Source organism: Agromyces sp. S2-1-8, assembly GCF_021129215.1.
In the GTDB taxonomy this organism is placed as follows: domain Bacteria; phylum Actinomycetota; class Actinomycetes; order Actinomycetales; family Microbacteriaceae; genus Agromyces; species Agromyces chromiiresistens.
In genome coordinates this window covers 1,397,283-1,411,865 of sequence record NZ_JAJOLP010000001.1, presented here as the reverse complement: position 1 = coordinate 1,411,865, position 14,583 = coordinate 1,397,283, and the positions used below count along the sequence as shown (strand labels likewise).

The 14,583-nt window shown below is 71.0% G+C and carries 11 protein-coding genes; 3 read left to right on the top strand and 8 right to left on the bottom strand.

What is annotated here, in order from left to right:
* Positions 1–62 precede the first annotated feature (62 nt).
* Positions 63–3,170 carry a M14 family metallopeptidase gene (locus tag LR269_RS06370; RefSeq protein WP_231429926.1) on the top strand — a complete coding sequence of 1,036 codons (3,108 nt, stop codon included), beginning with the start codon at positions 63–65 and terminating at the stop codon, positions 3,168–3,170.
* Between the two features lie 135 nt (positions 3,171–3,305).
* Here LR269_RS06370 and LR269_RS06365 read toward each other — a convergent pair whose 3' ends face one another.
* The 3 genes from LR269_RS06365 to LR269_RS06355 form a co-directional block, all read right to left on the bottom strand.
* Complete coding sequence (locus tag LR269_RS06365; protein WP_231429925.1) at positions 3,306–4,166, bottom strand: 3-hydroxyacyl-CoA dehydrogenase; 861 nt, start codon at positions 4,164–4,166, stop codon at positions 3,306–3,308.
* 45 nt (positions 4,167–4,211) lie between these two features.
* Complete coding sequence (locus LR269_RS06360; protein WP_231429924.1) at positions 4,212–4,685, bottom strand: MarR family winged helix-turn-helix transcriptional regulator; 474 nt, start codon at positions 4,683–4,685, stop codon at positions 4,212–4,214.
* Positions 4,686–4,849: 164 nt separating this feature from the next.
* Positions 4,850–5,362, bottom strand: coding sequence for a methylated-DNA--[protein]-cysteine S-methyltransferase (locus LR269_RS06355; RefSeq protein WP_231429923.1), 513 nt, complete (start codon positions 5,360–5,362; stop codon positions 4,850–4,852).
* A gap of 135 nt (positions 5,363–5,497) precedes the next feature.
* Here LR269_RS06355 and LR269_RS06350 point away from each other — a divergent pair, with 135 nt between their 5' ends.
* Positions 5,498–5,812, top strand: a complete 315-nt coding sequence (locus tag LR269_RS06350; protein WP_231429922.1) for a DUF1905 domain-containing protein — start codon at positions 5,498–5,500, stop codon at positions 5,810–5,812.
* A 16-nt stretch (positions 5,813–5,828) separates the two neighbouring features.
* Here the strand turns inward: LR269_RS06350 and LR269_RS06345 are convergent, their stop codons facing one another.
* Positions 5,829–6,746: an LLM class F420-dependent oxidoreductase gene (locus LR269_RS06345; protein ID WP_231429921.1), complete on the bottom strand. Its 918-nt coding sequence runs from the start codon at positions 6,744–6,746 to the stop codon at positions 5,829–5,831.
* Between the two features lie 186 nt (positions 6,747–6,932).
* Between LR269_RS06345 and LR269_RS06340 the strand changes: the two genes are divergently transcribed.
* Positions 6,933–7,904 (top strand): patatin-like phospholipase family protein, encoded by a 972-nt coding sequence (locus LR269_RS06340; RefSeq protein WP_231429920.1) that lies wholly within the window; start codon positions 6,933–6,935, stop codon positions 7,902–7,904.
* A 94-nt stretch (positions 7,905–7,998) separates the two neighbouring features.
* Here LR269_RS06340 and LR269_RS06335 read toward each other — a convergent pair whose 3' ends face one another.
* Genes LR269_RS06335 through LR269_RS06320 form a run of 4 tightly spaced genes read right to left on the bottom strand, consistent with a single transcriptional unit; the run spans position 7,999 to position 14,481 of the window.
* Complete coding sequence (locus LR269_RS06335) at positions 7,999–11,319, bottom strand: glycoside hydrolase family 38 C-terminal domain-containing protein (protein WP_231429919.1); 3,321 nt, start codon at positions 11,317–11,319, stop codon at positions 7,999–8,001.
* A 12-nt stretch (positions 11,320–11,331) separates the two neighbouring features.
* Positions 11,332–12,168, bottom strand: coding sequence for a carbohydrate ABC transporter permease (locus LR269_RS06330; RefSeq protein WP_231429918.1), 837 nt, complete (start codon positions 12,166–12,168; stop codon positions 11,332–11,334).
* A complete protein-coding gene (locus LR269_RS06325; protein ID WP_374201091.1) occupies positions 12,165–13,124 on the bottom strand; it encodes a carbohydrate ABC transporter permease in 960 nt (319 codons plus the stop codon). Before LR269_RS06325 ends, LR269_RS06330 begins: the two co-directional genes overlap by 4 nt.
* A 4-nt stretch (positions 13,125–13,128) precedes the next feature.
* Positions 13,129–14,481, bottom strand: coding sequence for an extracellular solute-binding protein (locus LR269_RS06320; RefSeq protein WP_231429917.1), 1,353 nt, complete (start codon positions 14,479–14,481; stop codon positions 13,129–13,131).
* Positions 14,482–14,583: the final 102 nt, after the last annotated feature.

Here is a 14,583-nt window from a genome sequence, read left to right as displayed (position 1 = left end):
GGTCGCACGACGATGTCGTCACCATCCGCCCTGGGCCGGAGACGGGCCGAAGGAGTCCGCTCATGGCTGGAAATCGCTCCATACGCAATCGCGCCGTCTTCATCGCCGCCGCACTCGCGCTGACGTTCACGATGCTGAGTCCCGTCGGCGCGGGCGCCGCCGAGAACGACGGCGCCCTCGACATGTACACGGCGGAGGTCACCGGCGATCAAGCCGCCGACATCGCCGCGGCCGGCTTCGACGTCGCCAACAGCACGGTGACCGAGTCGGGGGTCAGCATCGACCTGGTGCTCACGCCCGGCGAGGCGAAGGCCCTCAAGGCCCGCGGCCTCGACGTCGCCGTCAAGAAGAACAAGGACGGCAAGTCGGCCCGTCAGCTCGCCGAAGAGCAGGCCGCCGCGGGCTACGACGTGTTCCGGTCGTGGGACGAACCGGGAGGCATCCGCGACGAGCTGTACTCACTCGCGAAGAAGAACCCGAACGTGGTGAAGCTCGAGGTGCTCGGGCACACCTACGAGGGTCGCGAGCTCATCGCCATGAAGGTCACCCAGGCGGCGAAGGCGACGCCCGACGGCGCGCGGCCGGCGGTGCTCTACAGCTCGACCCAGCACGCCCGCGAGTGGATCTCGACCGAGGTCAACCGCCGCCTGCTGCACCACTTCGTCGACGGGTGGAGGAGCGGCGACCAGGAGATCAAGAACCTGCTCAGGCAGAACGAGTTCTGGTTCCTCGTCGTGGCCAACCCCGACGGCTACCAGTACACGTTCGACCACGAGCGGCTGTGGCGCAAGAACCTGCGCGACAACGACGGCGACGGCCAGATCACGCGCGCCGACGGCGTCGACCCCAACCGCAACTACCCCGAGCACTTCGGGTACGACGAGGAGGGGTCGTCGTCGCAGATCTCGAGCGACACGTACCGCGGCCCGTCGGCGGGGTCCGAGCCCGAGACGCAGGCGATGATGGCCCTGCTCGATCGCGCCGACTTCTCGTTCCAGGTCAACTACCACTCCTACGGGCAGTGGCTGCTGTACGCGGAGGGCTGGCAGACCGGCACCCCGACCGCCGACGACCCGATCTATTACGCGCTCTCGGGCAACCTCGACGACCCGGCGATCCCCGACTTCGAGCCGGGACTGTCGTCGGACGTGCTCTACGTGACCAACGGCGAGACGACCGACTTCGCGCACGCCCAGCGGGGCACCCTCGCGTGGACGCCCGAACTCGGCGAGGGCCTCCCGACCGGTGGCGGGTTCGTGTTCCCCGACGACGAGGCGCAGGTCCAGGCCGAGTTCGAGCGCGCGCTGCCGTTCGCGCTCGATGTCGCGAAGTCCGCGGCCGACCCCGACGACCCGGTGTCGCACCTGGGCATCGAGACGAAGCCCTTCTACCTGGAGAGCGACGACACCTACAAGGCGGGCCTGCCGCTTGCGGACTTCACCTTCGAGTACTCGTACGGCGACCCGCAGGAGGTTCGCGTCATCGCCAAGCGGGACCTGGGCGACATCACGCTCAAGTACTCGATCAACGGCGGCGATCCGGTGAGCGCGACGACCGAGGAGTGGACCGGCGGTGATCGCTACGGCGGCAAGACGGCCGTGCATTACCGCATCATGAGCGGCTTCGTCACCGGCACCGAGCCGGGCGACGAGGTCGACGTCTGGTTCGAGGGCGGCGGCGAGACGAGCGACTCGTTCACCTACCGGGCGGTCGAGGAATCGACCGACGACGTGCTGGTCCTCGCGGCCGAGGACTACACGGGCGCCTCGCCCGTGCAGGCGGGCGGACCGAACTACCTCGACTTCTACGAGGAGGCGCTCGAGGCCAACGGCACGGGGTACGACGTCTACGACGTCGATGCGCGCGGCCGCACGGCGCCCGATGCCCTCGGAGTGCTCTCGCACTACGACGCCGTCATCTGGTACACGGGCGACGACGTCATCACCCGAGAACCGGGGTGGCCCGGCGGCACCGCCTCGCGGCTGGCGCTCGACAACACGCTCGAAGTGCGCGACTTCCTCAACGAGGGCGGTCAGGTGCTCTACACCGGCAAGTACGCCGGCACGCAGTACGCGGGCACCGATCAGCTGTACGACCCGACCGCGGCGAACGCGCAGTGCCGGACCGCCGACGGCATCCTTCCCCGGTGCCGGCCGCTCGGCGGGTCGGGCGACGCCACGAACGACACGCTGCAGTACTGGCTCGGCGCCTACCTCGTGGTCGACGACGCCGGCACGACGGACGAGGGCGAACTCCTCGACGTGCTCGGCGTGGACACGCCGTTCACCGGCCTCGACTGGGGCTTCAGCGGCACCGACAGCGCGCCGAACCAGGATCACAGCAACTCGTTCATCACGACGAGCGGCATCCTCGACCCGCAGCAGTACCCGCAGTTCGAGAGCTGGGTCGCGGGCCGCTGGGACCGCACGGGCGGGCCGTTCGAGCCGCACACCGGTGACGCCTACGCGTACTCGCAGATCGCCGACGTGTCGTACAAGCGGCTGACGCGCACGATCGACGTGCCCACCGACGGCGCCGACCTCTCGTTCTGGACGTCGTACGACACCGAGGCCGACTGGGACCACGTCGCCGTCGAGGCGCACACTCCCGGCGAGGACGACTGGACGACGCTGCCCGAGCTGGGCGGAAGCACGTCGGACAGCGTCGGTGAGAGCTGCCCGGCCGGATGGCGCGAGCTGCACCCGCACCTCGACCACTACCAGACCTACGACGAGGCGGCGAGCACCTGCGAACCGACCGGCACGTCGGGCGTCTGGCAGGCCGCTTCCGGCAACTCCGGCGGCTGGCAGCAGTGGTCGGTCGACCTGGATGCCTTCGCGGGCGGTCAGGTCGAGGTGTCGATCGCGTACATCAGCGACTGGTCGACGCAGGGGCTGGGCGTCTTCGTCGACGACATCGAGGTGTCGACCGGTGAGGGCACGACGTCGTTCGAGGGCGGCGACACCGGCGGCTGGGAGGTCACCGGGCCGCCCGAGGGGAGCGCACCGAACCCGAACGACTTCATCGTCACGACGGCGGCCGGGTTCCCCGAGGCCGCGGTGGTGGCGACGCCGGGGTCGCTCATGACCGGGTTCGGGTTCGAGGGCATCGACGATGCCGGCATCCGGGCCGAGTGGATGGGCCGGGCGCTGGAGCACCTGCTCGACTGACGCCGCCCGGTGGTCGATGGGCGACCGGTATCGAGACCTCGCGACCACCGGTGGCCGAACAGCGGAGCGTACCGAGACCTCGCGAGAGGCCTCGATACGTCGCTGCGCTCCGACCCGACCCCGCCGTGACCCGGCTCAGGCGCCGTAGCGGTAGAAGCCCTCGCCGGTGGCGACGCCGAGCTTGCCCTGGTCGATGTAGCGCTCCTTGATGAGCGCGGCGAACTCCTGCTGCTTCGGCCCGCCCATCATCGAGATGTTGTAGGCCGTCGTGAGCCCGACGATGTCGTAGATCTGGAACGGACCCATCGGTGCGCCGGTGCCGATGCGCCAGGTCGCGTCGATCGCCTCGGGCTCGGCGACGCCGTCGACGAGCAGCTGGCCGGCCGCAGAGAGGAACGGCACGAGCAGCGAGTTGAGCACGTAGCCCGGCTGCTCCTTCTTGATCTCGATCGGCACCATGCCGATGGCCTCGGCGAACTCGACGACCGTGCGGTACACGGCGGGGTCGGTCGCCGGGGTTCCCATGATCTCGGCGGTGTTGTGCGCCCAGATGCGGTTCGCGAAGTGCAGCGCGAGGAACCGGTCGGGGCGGCCGGTCGCGTCGGCGATGGCGCTCGGCAGCAGCGTCGACGAGTTCGTCGCGAAGATCGTGCGCTCGGGGGCGACGGCGGCGAGCTTCTCGTAGGTCGAGCGCTTGATGTCGATGCTCTCGGGCACGGCCTCGATGACGAGGTCGGCGTTCGCGACCGCCTCGCCGAGGTCGGCCGAGAGGGTGATGCGAGAGAGCGCGGCCTGCGCCCTCCCGTCGGCGGCGCCGTCGACGCCCTCCTCGACGTACGTCGCGGCGAGCTTCTCGAAGCGCTGCTTCGCCGCGGCGAGCGCGGCGTCGTCGAGGTCGTAGGCGACGACCTCGAGGCCGCTGTACGCGGTCTGGTACGCGATCTGCGAGCCGAGCACTCCGGTTCCGAGCACGGTCACGTGCTGCACTGCGGTCATGATGATTCCTTCTTCCTGTCGTGCCCTCGTGGGGCCTCGCGCGCCTCAGCCGGCGCGTTCGTCTCGGGGATGCCTCGGCCGGTCGCCGTCGGTCGCGGCGTCGTTGAACCGCGTGAGGTCGGTCGCGAAGCGGGCGACCTCGGCGTCGTTCCAGTCACCGAGGTGACGGTCGACGACACCCTGCAGGAGCGCGATCGCCTCGCGGTACGCGGACCAGCCGGCGTCGGTGAGTTCGAGCGGGCGGCCTCGGCCCGAGGCATCCGCGATCTCGCGCACGACGCCGAGGCGGGTGAGGCCCGCGAGCTGGCGCGACACGGTCGAGCGGTTGAGGCGGAACGCCTCGGCGATGTCGGTCGAGCGGCACTGGGGGTGGTCGACGATGTAGCCGAGGATCGACTGGTCTGTCATGCTCAGGCTGAACTGCGCGGTGCGGGCGTCGGCGACGCCGCGCCGGGTGATGACGATGAGCTCGCGCAGGATCGCTGCGGCGTGCTCGTCGCGGGGTGTGCGCTTCACCATGCCCGGCTCCTTCTGTTGTCATATGCAACGCTACGCTCGTGCGTTGCATTCCGCAACAGAAAAAGCCGGATGGATGTCGGAGTGCCGAGTCAGCGGGTCGCCGGGGCGCCGGGTCGCCTGCATCCACCGACACCCGTCGGCGGTCGTCCGCTCCCGCGCTCAGCTCAGAAGAGGCGCGCCTGCGCGACGACGGGCGCGCCCTCGAGCTCGAGCAGGAACCTCTTGCGCTCGAGGCCGCCGGCGTAGCCCGTGAGCGATCCGTCGGCGCCGACCACCCGGTGGCACGGCACGATGATGCTGAGCGGATTGCGCCCGACGGCGCCCCCGACCCGCCGGGCGAGGTTGCGATCGCCGAGGCGCTCGGCGAGCTCGCCGTAGGTCACCGTCGTGCCGAGCGGGATGCCGCGGAGCATGCCCCAGACGGCGTGCTGGAACTCGTCGCCGTCGGGCGCCGTCGGCAGGTCGAACTCGGTGCGGGCGCCGGTGAGGTACTCGTCGAGCTCGACGCCGAGCCGTGCGATGAGCGCGTCGTCGCGCGCGGACACCTCGACGCCGATCGTGCCCGCGGTCGGCGGATGCCAGTGCCCCGGGAAGTAGATGCCCGCGAGCGCGTCGCCGTCGGCGACGACGAGCAGCTCGCCGAGCGCCGTCGTCAGCGTGGCGTGGCGTCGGGTCATGTCTCCATCCTCACCCCGTTCGAGGTCGGCGGTGCTCGATCCGGCGGCGGGAATCGGACTTCGTCCCGGCCGGCGCAGGGCTTCGCGCCGACGAGCCGAGCCCACGGTGTCGGCCGGTCGCCGTACGATGACCGCATGCGCGACCCTCGCCCCGCGACCGGAATGCGCGTCGCCTTCACCGCCGAGATCTACGAGTGGGCGTCGCGTCGCAACTGGTTCTTCGTCGACGTTCCGCCCGAGCCGAGCTCCGACATCTCCGACCGGCCGCGGATGCCTCGGGGGTTCAACTCCGCTCGCGTGACGGCGACGGTCGGCGGCACGACGTGGAGCACGTCGATCTTCCCCTCGGGCGACACGTACGCCCTGCCGCTGAAGCGCGCGGTGCTCGAGGCCGAGCAGATCGGCGAGGGCGATGTGATCGAGGTGCGCCTGACCGTGCACGACGGTTGAGGCCCGCGGTCGTCCTTCAACCGGCTGCGCCGACGGTGCGCGCGTTCACCTCGTCGCGCCACGCGACGAGCTCGCGGATGGGCCCGAGATCCCAACCGGTCTCGGCTTCGAGGCCGACCGTGAAGAGTCGCGTTCCGACCACGTGGAGCGCCTCGGCATGGCCGGCGTAGTCGTCGAGGTCCTCGGCGTAGCGACCGGGCTTCGGCGAGACGCCGGCGCTGCGCTCGATGTCGGCCGGGTCACGGCCGATCCGGCGGCACCAGTCGTCGAGCACCGCGTGCTTGTGCGCGATCGTCTCGGCGTCGCCGAATCCGTGCCAGATGTCGGCGTGCTCCGCGACGATGCGCAGCGTTACCTGCTCGCCCCCGCCGCCGATGAGCACGGGGATCGCTCGAGTGGGCGGCGGGTTGAGCTTCGACCACCGCTCGCGGATGAGCGGCAGGTCGGCCCGCAGCCTGCGCAGCCGATCGGGCGCGGTGCCGAACTCGTACCCGTACTCCTCGTAGTCGCGCTCGAACCAGCCCGCTCCGATGCCGAGGACGACCCGACCCGGACCGCCGTCGCGTGCGCTGATGTGATCGACCGTACGGGCCATGTCGGCGAGCAGCTGCGGGTTTCGGTAGCCGGTGGACGAGACGAGCACGCCGAGTTCGACGCGCTCGGTCACCTCGGCGAAGGCCGCGAGCAGCGACCACGCCTCGAGGTGCGCGCCGTCGGGGTCGCCGCTGAGCGGGAAGAAGTGGTCCCACCCGAGCACGACGTCGGCACCGGCCTCCTCGGCGGCCACGACCGCGGCCCGGAGCTCGGCGTAGCTCGCGTGCTGCGGCTTCACCTGCACGGCGATGCGGGCGGGGCGGTCGGGGCGGGGCACGTGCAGCGCGACGGGCACGTCGCGCGTGCCCGTCGGCGCGATGCCGGCTTCGGCTTCAGTCATGCTCGCGAGCCTACGACGATTGCCGCGGCATCCCCATCGTGATACCGTCCCCGGTGATCGTGATCGAGACAGGAGGTGAGACCCATGAACGCAGTATCAGTGGGCGCTCCCCTGCAGTCCACGATCCGCGACTGAGGTAGTCGCCGCCGGGAGCGCCGAACAGGCAATCCGCGAAAGGCGACTCCCATGCACACCACACCTTCTTCTCTCTCCCGACAGCTCGTCGACGCCACCGGGCGCGTGCCCGCCTCGGGCGCCCGAGCCCTCGTCCTCGGCGGCGGCGGTTCGACCGGCAACGCCTGGCTCATCGGCGTCGTCGCGGGCCTCGCCGACGCCGGCGTCGACGTGACCGCACCCGACGTGACCATCGGCACGTCCGCCGGATCCACCGCGGCGGCCCAGCTGGCCGGCGCGAGCCCGGCCGACCTGTACGCCGCGATCGTCGAGGCGGCACCGCCGCAGCCCGCTCCGACCGCAGGCCAGGCCTGGGCGGGTACGACGCACGGGTCCGGTCCCGGGCTCCGGCCGGCCGGCCGACCGGTCGACCACCTCGCACGGACCGGCGCGATCATCGCCGCCGCCACCGACGCCGACGACATGCGCCGGAAGATGGGCGTCTCCGCCCTCGAACTGGACGCCTCGTCGGACGACGCCCAGCAGGCGCGCTGGCGGGCCACCGTCGCCTCGCGCTTTCCGAGCTCGGACTGGCCGCTGCGAACGGTGCTCCTCACCGCGGTCGACGCCGAGACCGGCGAACCGGTCGTCTTCGATCGCGACAGCGGGGTCGACCTGGTCGACGCCGTCGCCGCGAGCTGCGCGGGCGGGTTCGCCTACCGGATCGACGGTCACCCGTACATCGACGGCGGCTACCGCACGAACGCCGAGAACGCCGACCTCGCGACCGGGTACGAGCGGGTGCTCGTGCTGTCGCCGTTCGGCGGCAGGACCAGGCTGCCGCTCGAGTGGCGGCTCCAGCTCGCCGACCAGGTCGATGCGCTCCGCGCCGGCGGCAGCCACGTCGAGACGATCTTCCCGACGAGCGAGGATGCGCACCTGTTCGACAACGCGATGAACGTCGCCCTGCGGCCGGCCGCCGCGCGGGCCGGATTCGAGCGGGGCGGCGCGGTCGCCGCGCGCATCGCGGAGTTCTGGGACTGACCCCTCGGCGGTCGGCCCCGCACCGGGGCCGGCCGCCGCGTAGTCTCGATACAGCGCTGCGCGCCTACTCGACCGACCGGGCGGCGCTCGGCGCCTACTCGACCGACGCCTCCGCCACCGGTGTGCGCCGCAGGCGCAGCGTCACGACCTGGAACGGTCGCAGGTCGAACTCCCACGCACGCGAGCCGGCCTCGGCGAGCGCGACGCCGACCCCGGCTCCCGTGCCCCCGGTGCCCGCGAGCGGGCGTTCGAGCAGGTCGGTCGACTCGGCTCGGGCGTCGAAGGATGCCTCGAGCCGCGCCCGAGCGCGGGCCCCGTGCGCCTCGTAGGCGCGCACGACGACGTCGCCCGAGCCGTCTTCGGCGAGCTTCACCGCCTCGACCACGGCGCCCGTCACGCGCACGAGCGGGTCGATCGCCGAGGCATCCACACCGGTGAAGGTGCGCAGCGGCAGGTTGAGGCGGTAGCCCTCGACGATCGCCTCGGGAATGCCCGCACCGGGCGCGATCGAGACGCGCATGCGGTGCGCGCCCTGGTCGGCCTCGGGGTCGGGGAACTGCGGGGCGCGCAGCAGCGAGAGCCGCGCGGTCGTGACGGTCGCACCGGGGCGCGAGACGTCGGCGGCGCGCTGGGTGTCGTGGCCGTACGTCGCGTCGTTCGCGATCGCGACGCCGTAGCCCGGCTCGCCGACGTGCACCCAGCGGTGGGCGACGGTCTCGAAGCGGGCCGAGTCCCACGAGGTGTTCGCGTGGGTCGGCCGATGGATGTGCCCGAACTGGATCTCGCTCGTCGCCCGGTCGGCGTGCACGTCGAGCGGGAACGCGAGCTTCAGAAGCTTCTGCCGCTCGTGCCAGTCGACCTCGAACTCGACCTCGAGCGCGCGGTCGTCGGCGCCGAGCGACACCGTCTCGACGAGGCTCGATGCCCCGAACCGGCGCACGATGCGCACCGAGACCCGCTCGTCGCCGGGTGCTCGAGGAGGCGCGTCGCCGCCGTCTCGAGACCCGAACACCTCGACCGACTCCGCCTCGCGCAGCTCGACGACGTTGCGGGCGTAGTGGGCGTCGATGTCCCACGCGTCCCACTGGTTGGGGGTGTCGCGGAAGAGCTGCAGCAGCTTCGCCGAACGACCGGGCGCGATCGCCTCGCGACCGAGGCGGCCGTCGGGTTCGCGGTGGCGGAGGGAGACGAGCAGTCCGTCGGCGTCGAGCACCGCCTCGAGATGGGCGTTCGCGAGGGTGATGCGCCCGTCGCCGGTCGAGTCGGCGCGCAGCGCCAGGTCGAGGGCCGCTCCGCCGGCGGCGTGGTCTCGGTGCGCTCCTTCGTCGCTCGATCGACGCGTCCCACCCAGCGCCGGCACGCCCGACACGTCGTAGGGTCCGGCGTTCAGGCGAAGCGTCCCGTCGCCCGACCCGGCGAGCGCGCGCACCGAGCGCTCGATGATCGCCTCGAGCACCTCGGCGACCTCCGCGTAGCGGCGCTCGGCCTCGCGGTGCACCCACGCGATCGACGACCCGGGAAGGATGTCGTGGAACTGCTGCAGCAGCACCGTGTGCCAGGCGTCGTCGAGCTCGTCGACCGGATAGGGCGCAGCGCCGCGCACGGCCGCCGTCGCCGCCCACAGCTCGGCCTCGCGCAGCAGGTGCTCGCTGCGGCGGTTGCCGCGCTTCGTGCGCGCCTGCGACGTGTACGTGCCCCGGTGGAACTCGAGGTACAGCTCGCCCGACCACACCGGCGGGTGCGGGTACTCCGATTCGGCCGTCTCGAAGAACCGCCGCGGCGACGAGAGCGTCACGCGGGGCGAGCCCTCGAGATCGGCTGTGCGGTAGGCCGCGGCGATCATCTCGCGGGTCGGCCCGCCGCCGCCGTCGCCCCACCCGAACGGCACGAGCGAGGTGTTCGCCGTGCCCTTCTCGGCGTACTGGCGTTCGGCCCGGGCGAGCTCCTCGCCCGACAGCTCTGAGTTGTACGTGTCGACCGGCGGGAAGTGCGTGAACACCTCGGTGCCGTCGATGCCCTGCCACCGGAACGTGTGATGCGGGAAGCGGTTCGTCTCGTTCCACGAGATCTTCTGCGTGAGGAACCACCGCGACCCCGCCGCACGCACGAGCTGCGGCAGCGCCGCCGAATAGCCGAACGAGTCGGGCAGCCACACCTCGAGCGGCTCGACGCCGAACTCCTCGATGAAGAAGCGCTTGCCCGCGACGAACTGGCGCGCGAGCGCCTCGCCGCCCGGCAGGTTCGTGTCGGACTCGACCCACATGCCGCCGACCGGCACGAACGACCCCTCGGCGATGCGGGCCCGCACCCGCTCGAACACCTGCGGGTACTGCTGCTTCAGCCACGCGTACTGCTGCGCCGACGACGCCGCGAACACGAGGCCCGGGTGCTCCTCGATGAGCGCGTCGACGTTCGAGAAGGTGCGCGCGACCTTGCGCACCGTCTCACGGGTCGGCCAGAACCACGCGCTGTCGATGTGCGCGTGCCCGACGGCGTGCAGGCGGTGCGAGCTCGCCCAGGCGGGCGCCGCCAGCACGGGCGCGAGGATGCTCCGCCCGAGCGCCGCGGTGCCGGCGATGTCGTCGGGGTCCATCTCGTCGATCATGCGCTCGAGCGCGCGCACGATCTGGGCGCGGCGCGGCGACGCCTCGGGCAGTTGCGCCTCGAGGCCGCGGAGGGTCCGGACGTCCTGCACGAGCTCCCAGACGGTGACGTCGCGGAGCGCGAGGTCGACGTCGCCGAGCACGTAGATCGGGTCGTCGCCCGCCGTCTCCCACTCGCCGCGGGGCGTCGGGGCGAACGACCAGTTCTGGCTGATGTCGGGGTTCGACGCCGCCTCGAGGTACACGGTGGTCGCCGGTCGAGGAGCGCCCGGCGAAGCGGTACGCGTATCGAGCCCCCCGGGCCCCGTGGTCTCGATGCGGCGCTGCGCGCCGACTCGACCGGCAGAACCGGCGATCAGCTCGAGCGACACCGCCCGGTTGCGCGGCTCGACCGCCTTCACGATCGTGCCGTCGGTGCGCCACACGAGCGCCTCGGCCTGGAACCCGGGCGCGACCCCGATGAACCCGAGGTCGACCACGAGCTCCCAGTGAGCCTCCGATGTTCGAGCGGGGAACGCAGCGACCGTTTCGGGGCCCTGCGAGGGGGTCTCGATTCGCTCCGCTCCTCGAGCACCGGGTACCTCCGGCAGCGTGACCCTGAACCACGTCGTGCCCCACGCGCGCCCCCACGCGTCGCCGGGGGCGACGGGAGCGAACTGCTGTGCGACGGCCTCGGCGAACGGCACCGGTTCGCCCGGCGCCTCCCAGCGCTCGAGTCGCGCGGGCACCCGCTCGCGGTAGATCGCGGGTTCGAGGCGCTCGCGCACGAAGCGGGCGATGCGGGTCTCGACCAGGGCGGAATCGTCGTGCATGCGGGCTCTCCCCTATCCCTTGACCGCGCCCTGCAGCGCGAACGAACCGCCGATGCCGCGCGACACGAGCACGTACAGCGCGATGACCGGCAACGAGTACAGCAGCGAGAAGGCGGCGAGCTCGCCGTAGGCGACCGTGCCGTACTGGCCGAAGAAGCTGTAGATGCTCACGGCGGCAGGTTGCTTCGCCGGGCTCAATAGCAGGATGAACGGCACGAAGAAGTTTCCCCACGCCTGGATGAACACGAAGATGAACACCACCGCGATGCCCGGCCGCATGAGCGGCACGACGATGCGGCGCAGCGTGCCCATCGCCGAGGCGCCGTCGACCCACGCCGCCTCCTCGAGCGAGACGGGCACGGAGTCCATGAAGTTCTTCATCATCCAGATCGCCATCGGCAGGCTCGTCGCCGCCATGAAGAACGTGACCGCGGCGAGGTTGTCGAGGTAGCCGAGCCGCACGAAGAGGCTGTACACCGGCACCATGATCGCCGTGATCGGCAGGCACGTGCCGAACAGGATCGCGTAGAGGTACGGCTTGTTGAACCGCGACTGGTACCGCGAGAGCGGGTACGCCGCGAGCACCGCGACGAGCACCGTCACGATCGCGGTGCCCGTCGAGAGCAGGGTGGAGTTCCAGAGCGGCAGCAGGGTGCCGTCGAACGTGAGCACGGCCTGGTAGTTCGCGAGGGTGAACCCCTCGGGCACCTCGGTGCGCTGGCTCGGCGACGTGTCGATCGAGGCGAGCACGAGCCACGCGAGCGGCACGACGAAGCAGAGGCCGATGAGCACGAGTGCCAGGTTGCGGGCGAGGGATGCCGCGGCACGGCGCGGCGACGCGAGGTTCACGTGTCACGCTCCGGACGCAGCATCCTGATGTAGCCCACCGAGAAGATCGCGCCGACGACGATCATGACGACCGCGATGGCCGAGCCGTAGCCGATCTGCTGGAACTTGAACGCCTCTTGATAGGCGAAGACCGGCAGGGTCGAGCTGGCCATGCCCGGGCCGCCCTTCGTCATCACCCAGATGAGCGTGAACACGGCGAGCGTCTGCAGCGTGATGAGCATGAGGTTCGTCGCGATCGACGAGCGGATCATCGGCAGCGTCACCCACCAGAGCCGCTTCGCACCGCCCGCGCCGTCGACGATCGCCGCTTCGGTGATCTCGGGCGGCACGTCGTTGAGGGCGGCCTCGTACACGAGCATCGAGAAGGCGGTGCCGCGCCACACGTTCGCGAGGATCACGGCGAGCATCGGGAAGTCGAACAGCCAGTTGGGGCCGGCGATGCCGATCGCGGCGAGCAGCTGGTTGAGGGTGCCGTCGTCGGCGAAGTACGCGTACGCGGCGAACGCCGCGACGATCTCGGGCAGCACCCACGCCGCGACCAGGGCCGTGCCGACGACGGCGCGCACGACGCGGTTCGCCCGCGTCATGAGGATCGCGAGCCCGAGGCCGATGAGGTTCTGGCCGATCACGGCCGAGCCGAGCACGAAGACGAACGTGAGCAGCAGCGACAGCGGGAACGCGCGGTCGGTGAAGAGGTCGACGTAGTTGTCGAGTCCGACCCACTGGGGGGCGCGCGCCGCGCGACCGGTCAGCGCGGTGTTCGTGAACGAGACGTAGAACGCCCAGACGACCGGGCCCACCATGAAGAGGGCGAGCAGCACGATCGACGGGGCGACCGGCAGCAGGCGCACGAGCGCCCGCCGGCCGTGCCGAGGCGGTTGCCGGCCGACGCGGAAGTTCGGGTCATCCCGCGTCGGCCGGCCGCCATCGATCGGCGGCGATGAGACCGCGACCATGCTCCTAGCCGGTCACGTTGTCTTCGCCGACGATTCCGACCACCGCCTCGTCGTAGGCGGCGGCCGCCTCTTCCGGCGTCATCTGCCCCGTCATGACGGCCTCGGTGGCCGCCTGGATCTCAGCCGAGATCTGGGGATAGTCGGCAGTCGCCGGCCGGAAGTGCGTGGAGGTCACCAGGTCGGTGAAGAACCCGATGAAGGGGTTCGCCTCGAGGTACGCCGGGTCTTCGGCGACGTCGGTGCGCACCGCGATCTGCGAGTTCGCGATGTTGTAGTCGAGCGCGTTCTCCTTGTCGAGCGCCATCGCGAGGAAGTCGAACGCCGCGTCGGGGTTGCCGCTGTTCGCGCCGACCGCGAGGGTCCAGCCGCCGGAGAGGCTGACCGCGCCGTCGCCCTGGCCGTTCTGCGTCGGGAAGGCCGCGACGCCGATGTCGTCGACGTACTCGGGCCAGGCGTACTGGCCGCCCTCCATCCAGAACGACGGCGACCAGGAGCCCTCGATCGTGCCGCCGATCTGGCCGTTCGGGAACCACTCGCCGAACAGCTTCTGCCACATCGAGCCGTCGAGCGCGACGTCGGGAGCGGGCGCGAGGCCCTCGGAGTACAGCGTCTCGATGAAGGCCAGCGAGTCGACGAAGCCCTGCGAGCCCGTGACCCACTTCTTCTCGTCGGCGTCGTAGAGCTCGTCGTCGGTGCCGTACATCAGCATGCCGAAGCCCTGCATGACCGAGCCCTCGCCGGCGGGCTTGCCCGAGTAGACGTTGAACGCGACCTTGTCGGGCGAGGCGGCGTGCACCTTGCGGGCGGTGTCGAGGATCTCCTCCCACGACTTCGGCTCCCACGGCAGGGAGACGCCGGCCTCTTCGAGCACCGACTTCGAGTACCAGATGCCGCGCGTGTCGGTGCCGAGCGGCACCGCGTAGACGCTGCCGTCGTCGGCGCGGCCCGCCTCTTTCGCGCCCTCGTTGAACTGCGACCAGTCGCTCCAGTCGGCGAGGTACTCGTCGAGGTTCAGGAGGTAGCCGGCGTCGACGTCGCTGCGCACCTTGAACGTGTCCTCGTAGAAGACGTCGGGTGCCGTGTCGGGGCTCTGCTGCATGAGCGCGAGCTTCGTGCCGTAGTCGGCCTCGTCGGCGACGATCGGCTCGAGCGAGACCGTGATGCCCGGGTTCGCCTTCTCGAACTCGGGCTTCACCTTCTTGAAGAGGTCGTCGAGCGCGACGAACGCGTCGGTCTTCTGGTAGACGATGCGGATCGTGTCGTCGTCACCGCCGCCCGAGTCGGCACTGCAGCCGACGAGGGCGACGGTCGCGGCGGTGACGACCGCGAAGGCGAGGGTGGCGCGGGTGCGGTGCATGGTCTCGTGCTCCTTTGCTCGAGTGCTTGCAGGCGGTTCGGGCGTTGTCGGGTGGTGCGCGTGATGGTGCTGACCCGCTGGGGCATCGGGACTCATGTGGGC

What these genes read in the sequence shown, in the direction of transcription:
- LR269_RS06320 (WP_231429917.1), bottom strand. Translation starts at nt 14,481, where the DNA reads ATGCACCGCACCCGCGCCACCCTCGCCTTCGCGGTCGTCACCGCCGCG.
- LR269_RS06325 (WP_374201091.1), bottom strand. Translation starts at nt 13,124, where the DNA reads ATGGTCGCGGTCTCATCGCCGCCGATCGATGGCGGCCGGCCGACGCGG.
- LR269_RS06360 (WP_231429924.1), bottom strand. Translation starts at nt 4,685, where the DNA reads ATGGTGAAGCGCACACCCCGCGACGAGCACGCCGCAGCGATCCTGCGC.
- LR269_RS06365 (WP_231429925.1), bottom strand. Translation starts at nt 4,166, where the DNA reads ATGACCGCAGTGCAGCACGTGACCGTGCTCGGAACCGGAGTGCTCGGC.
- LR269_RS06340 (WP_231429920.1), top strand. Translation starts at nt 6,933, where the DNA reads ATGCACACCACACCTTCTTCTCTCTCCCGACAGCTCGTCGACGCCACC.
- LR269_RS06370 (WP_231429926.1), top strand. Translation starts at nt 63, where the DNA reads ATGGCTGGAAATCGCTCCATACGCAATCGCGCCGTCTTCATCGCCGCC.
- LR269_RS06345 (WP_231429921.1), bottom strand. Translation starts at nt 6,746, where the DNA reads ATGACTGAAGCCGAAGCCGGCATCGCGCCGACGGGCACGCGCGACGTG.
- LR269_RS06350 (WP_231429922.1), top strand. Translation starts at nt 5,498, where the DNA reads ATGCGCGACCCTCGCCCCGCGACCGGAATGCGCGTCGCCTTCACCGCC.
- LR269_RS06335 (WP_231429919.1), bottom strand. Translation starts at nt 11,319, where the DNA reads ATGCACGACGATTCCGCCCTGGTCGAGACCCGCATCGCCCGCTTCGTG.
- LR269_RS06355 (WP_231429923.1), bottom strand. Translation starts at nt 5,362, where the DNA reads ATGACCCGACGCCACGCCACGCTGACGACGGCGCTCGGCGAGCTGCTC.